Raw genomic sequence first — 1,984 nt, 5'->3', positions numbered from 1 at the left:
GCCCGCCTTCAGTCCGGCCACGAGCAGGTGCCGCCCGAGGAGCAACTCGTTTCCCTGGGCGCCGCCATCCAGAACCTGCTGCTCGCCGCCGAGGCCCACGGCTTCGCCAGTGGCCTTTCCAGCGGCCGCGGCATGCGCAGCGATGCGATGCGCCGCGCCTTCGAACTGGCCGAGGGTGAGCAGGCGATCTGCTGCATCACGCTTGGCACCGCGCTGCGGCCCCGGCTTCCCAGGCCGCGCCCACCGATGGAGGCCTTTGTTTTCTTCGAGTCTTGAAAATAGCTGCCCCGGCTGGGCCTGATACGGCCGCGGCCACGTCGCGGCCGGGAGGCCGGCGCTGCCTCAGCCGAGGGATCGAAAAAAGCTGCCTTTTGCGGGTATTCCCCAGGGTTTTCGGGTTGTTACCGTTTTCACGAGCACTGCTCGATATGCTGCGGTGCAACAAAAACTTCAGGGAAACGCCATGAGTCGGACCAAGCGTCTTCTGGTAGAAAACGTCGCGTGGGCAAACGAGTTGGCCCAGGTCGATGCCGGTTTTTTCAGCACGCTGGCCCAGGGCCAGAGCCCCGGCGTGTTGTGGATCGGCTGCTCGGACAGTCGCGTGCCGGCCGAGGCCATCACCAATGCCGGCCCGGGTGAGCTTTTCGTGCACCGCAACATTGCCAACCTGGTGCCGACGGACGATGCCAACACGATGAGCGTGCTGGAATATGCCGTCGGCGTGCTGCGGGTGGCGCATGTGATCATTTGCGGCCATTCGGGCTGCGGTGGCGTGCGTGCCGCGCTCGCGGGGGTGCCGGACGGCATGCCGCATCTCACGCGGCGCATCGCCCCGCTCTGTATGCTGGCGCACGGTCATCTCGCCGAACTGGGCACGCTGCCTGAAGCGGCCCGGGCCGACCGCCTGGCCGAGCTGAGCGTGTTGGAGCAGGTGCGCCAGGTGCGCGCCACCGCGCTGGTGCGCCATGCCGAGCCTCGCCCTCGGGTGCATGGCTGGATGTTCGATCTGCACAGCGGCCGTCTGCGCGTGCTGGACGACGAAGACGCTGCCGATGGCGCGAACGGGCCTGCGGCACTGCAAGCCGCCTGAAGCGCCTGCCAGCCGCTTTTCCCCCGCCTTTCCTTTCTTTGCTGCCGCGCTTGCCTTGCGCGCCACCGCGGTGGCGTGAGGGCATTGCATCGCCTCTTCATTCTCATGTGACCGTGAGGTTCTCCCATGTCTTCCTCCCGCCCGACCTTCCAGGACCTCCGGCATGACGTGCCGGCTGGCATCGTGGTGTTCCTGGTGGCTCTGCCCTTGTGTCTTGGCATTGCCAACGCCTCCGGCGTGGACCCGCTTGCCGGCCTGCTGTCGGGCATCATTGGTGGCCTCGTGGTGGCTTTGCTCAGCGGCTCGCCGCTCAGCGTGAGCGGGCCGGCCGCGGGCCTGGTGGTGATCGTCGTCGAAGGCATCGCCAGCGTAGGCGGCTATGGGGCCTTTCTCACGGCGGTGATGCTGGCCGGCATGCTGCAATTCGGCTTCGGCCTGTTGAAGGCGGGGCGTTTCGCGGCCTACGTGCCTTCGTCCGTGGTGAGCGGCATGCTGGCGGCCATCGGCTTGTTGCTGATCATCAAACAGGTGCCTCAAGCAGCGGGTCTCTCCGAGGTGCCGGCAGCCGGTCTGCTGCAGACATCGCTGGGCCATGTGTCGCTTTCCGCTTGTGGCATCGCACTGGGCTCCGCCTTGCTGTTGGCGCTGTGGGACCGCCCGGCGCTGCGCCGCTTCGCATTGGTGCGGGCCGTGCCCGCGCCGCTGGCGGTGGTGGCGCTGGGCATCGTCGTCACGCTGGGCCTGGACCTGTTCTGGCCGCAACTGGCGCCGCCGGTGCAGCACCGGGTCAACCTCCCGGCGCTGGATTCCTGGGGCGCCGTGCAGCAGGTGCTGGTCTGGCCGGACCTGGGGGCGCTGGGCCAGGCGTCGGTGTGGGGTCTCGCGCTCACGCTG

At 67.9% G+C, this 1,984-nt stretch carries 3 protein-coding genes; all 3 read left to right on the top strand.

The features are described 5' to 3' along the window. Nucleotides 1–276 (top strand): nitroreductase family protein (locus tag FKP22_RS28600; RefSeq protein WP_211361638.1); only part of this gene is annotated, 276 nt, incomplete at its 5' end. A gap of 187 nt (nt 277–463) precedes the next feature. After that, on the top strand, nt 464–1,090 hold the full coding sequence (locus tag FKP22_RS28595; RefSeq protein WP_141291509.1) for a carbonic anhydrase: 627 nt from the start codon (nt 464–466) through the stop codon (nt 1,088–1,090). Nucleotides 1,091–1,216: 126 nt separating this feature from the next. Next, nucleotides 1,217–1,984 (top strand): SulP family inorganic anion transporter (locus tag FKP22_RS28590; protein ID WP_141291507.1); only part of this gene is annotated, 768 nt, incomplete at its 3' end.

This window comes from Ideonella azotifigens (assembly GCF_006519715.1).
GTDB lineage: Bacteria > Pseudomonadota > Gammaproteobacteria > Burkholderiales > Burkholderiaceae_C > Ideonella > Ideonella azotifigens.
This window is presented reverse-complemented; position numbering and strand designations above follow the sequence as displayed.